This window comes from Gelidibacter sp. (genome assembly GCF_039916245.1).
Lineage (GTDB): Bacteria > Bacteroidota > Bacteroidia > Flavobacteriales > Flavobacteriaceae > Gelidibacter.
Genome location: NZ_JBDSLS010000064.1, coordinates 1 through 2,889, shown reverse-complemented (window position 1 = coordinate 2,889; position 2,889 = coordinate 1). Strand labels below are relative to the sequence as shown.

General features: G+C 36.9%; 3 protein-coding genes. All 3 read left to right on the top strand.

Annotated features, from left to right (window positions below; translation table 11 throughout):
- A partial coding sequence (locus ABIQ28_RS03295; protein ID WP_348035327.1) for a thiamine phosphate synthase occupies nucleotides 1-283 on the top strand: 283 nt, incomplete at its 5' end.
- Nucleotides 284-846: 563 nt separating this feature from the next.
- Nucleotides 847-1,845 carry an NADP-dependent oxidoreductase gene (locus ABIQ28_RS03290; RefSeq protein WP_348035326.1) on the top strand — a complete coding sequence of 333 codons (999 nt, stop codon included), beginning with the start codon at nucleotides 847-849 and terminating at the stop codon, nucleotides 1,843-1,845.
- Between the two features lie 18 nt (nucleotides 1,846-1,863).
- Complete coding sequence (locus tag ABIQ28_RS03285; protein ID WP_348035325.1) at nucleotides 1,864-2,541, top strand: type 1 glutamine amidotransferase domain-containing protein; 678 nt, start codon at nucleotides 1,864-1,866, stop codon at nucleotides 2,539-2,541.
- Nucleotides 2,542-2,889 lie beyond the last annotated feature (348 nt).

Sequence of the window (2,889 nt, the reverse complement as noted above, 5' to 3'; positions counted from 1 at the left end):
TTATATTGGATTGGGTCCTTTCAGATTTACCGCAACCAAAGAGCATTTGCCAACCATTTTAGGTTTATCGGGGTATTCTGCTATTATGGACGTTTTAGATACCAAAACACCAATTATAGGCGTTGGCGGGATTACTACAGATGATGTTGCAGACATCTTAGCAACAGGTATTTCTGGATTAGCTGTTTCTGGAGCGATTACACGCGATTTTAATAGTATAAAACTATTTAATCAACTGCTAAAGGCGTCTTCTACAGAAGAGAAAAGACATACGTTTGAGTAGTAATAAGTATTGATAATTAAGTATTAAGAACGTAAGTTTCTCTCGCAGAGACGCGGAGGCGCAAAGTTTTGATGAGTCAAATATTAAAAAAATGATTTGTCAATAAGCTAAAAACATCAGTGAAAATCAGCAGAAATCAGTGTCATCTGCGTTCTATAGTATCTATCGCAAGGACGCGGAGACGCAAAGCTCTAATATAAGTTTAAATCATCAGCGAAAATCAGCACAGATCAGCGTCATCTGCGTTTTGTACATACAGCTTCCCTCCTACACTTTAATATAAATCACTTTTACGTTAGCATTGAATAGTCATTTGACATATTCGCAAGAGATCAAGCAATAATTTTATAACTAAGCGTTCGCAATCTTATTGTAAACACTCGATTTATAAATCGCTCTTAAAAAAAAGAATGAACATCCATTCTTTCGTATCTTTAGGATAGAGTTTTTCTAAAAAACGAAGTGCCTTTCATGTAGAATTATCAGATCTATTCGAACGCCATCAATCTGCTGGAGCTCTATAAAAACCTATACATTATGAATTCATCTAATACTTAAAAATTATGATAAAGTCCATTGTACTAAAAAACAGACCTAAAGGAAAACCAAGCCTTTCAGATTTCGAATTTATAACCGAAGATTTGAATCTTACCATAAATCCAGGCGAACTTCTTTTAGAAACAGCCTATGTTTCAGTCGATCCGTATTTAAGAGGACGCATGAGCGACGCCAAATCTTATGTGCCACCTTTTGAACTTAACAAGCCAATTCACTCTGGCGTTATTGCGGAAGTGTTGGAATCCAAAAATGAAAAATTTAAAGAAGGTGATTTTGTTTCTGGTATGTTAGATTGGAAAACGGAACAAGTTTCAAACGGTGATGGCTTATTAAAAGTCGATCCAGAAAAGGCTTCTTTAAGTGCGTATTTAGGAATCTTAGGAATGACCGGTTTAACTGCATACTGTGGATTGACGCAAATCGGTAAACCCGTGGCAGGAGAAACCCTTGTGGTATCTGGAGCTGCTGGTGCGGTAGGATCTGTGGTTGGACAAATAGGAAAAATCCTCGGACTTAGAGTGATTGGCATTGCTGGTTCCGACGAAAAAGTTGCCCTGTTAAAATCTAAATTCGGATTTGATGAAGCTATTAATTACAATACCAGTAAAAATATCAGCGCCGATATTGCCAAAGCGGCACCAAACGGCGTGGACATTTATTATGATAACGTTGGCGGACCGATCTCTGATGCCGTTTTATTTAACATCAATAAATTCGCAAGAATGATCATCTGTGGCGCCATCTCAGTATATAATAATACAGAATTACCCAAAGGTTTGAGTGTACAGCCTTTTCTAGTGAAAAATAGTACGTTGATGCAAGGCTTTATCGTCTCCAATTATGCCGATAAATTTCCTGAAGCCATGAAACATTTAACTAACTGGTTAGCAGAATGTAAATTGACCTACACTGAAACCATTGTTGAATGTTTTGATAACATCCCAAATGCTTTTATCGATTTATTTGAAGGCAAGAACAAAGGAAAAATGATTGTGAAAATTTAATTATAAAAAAGAAAAGACATGAAAATATTATTTGTATTAACATCTCACGATACCTTAGGAGATACAGGAAAGAAAACAGGATTTTGGGTTGAAGAATTTGCAAGTCCCTATTACACTTTATTAGATAAAGGCGCTCATATTACCCTTGCTACGCCAAAAGGTGGCGCTGCACCTATTGATCCAAGTAGCGCTACGCCAGATGCTGCAACAGAAGCAACTAAGCGTTTCAACGAAGACGCTGAAGCCAAGGCATTAATAGCGAACACCAAAGTATTGGCAGATATGAATCCCGACGATTTTGATGCCGTATTTTATCCAGGTGGACACGGGCCTTTATGGGATTTAGCAAACGACAAAAATTCGATTGCCTTGATCGAGAAGTTCAATAGCCAAAACAAACCTATTGCTTTTGTTTGTCACGCTCCAGCAGCCTTAAAAGGGGTTAAAGGCACTGATGAAAATCCATTAGTGAAAGGTAAAAAAGTGACTGGATTTTCTAATAAAGAAGAAGCTGCGGTCGGATTAACGGAAGTTGTGCCTTTATTAGTCGAAGATATGCTCATTGAGAATGGTGCTTTTTATTCCAATGTTGATAATTGGCACCCTTATGTCATTCAAGACGGCAATTTAATCACAGGTCAAAATCCAGCTTCTTCTGAGTTGGTTGCCGAAAAATTATTGGAGAACTTGAAATAATTTAAAATTACAACTATTTAAAAGGCTGTTCGATATGGGCAGCCTTTTTCCGTTTTAAACATCCTTTAAAAGCAGGCTTTCCATTGGAATTTGAAATTTACATTTTGGAATTTCATTAGTAATGCACTCTAGTTTTTTACCTATATTGTAAAAAACTTCAACAGTTCCACAATAGCCACGAATTTATGAATATTACCGACTTCCTAAGCACTTTAGTCCCATTCACAACAGAAGAATTAAACGACATCATTTCTCATTTCAAGAAGGAATCTGTGGCAAAAAATCAGATTTTAGTTCCTCAAGGCGAAGTCTGTAAATCCCTCTATTTTGTTGAACAAGGCATGGGCA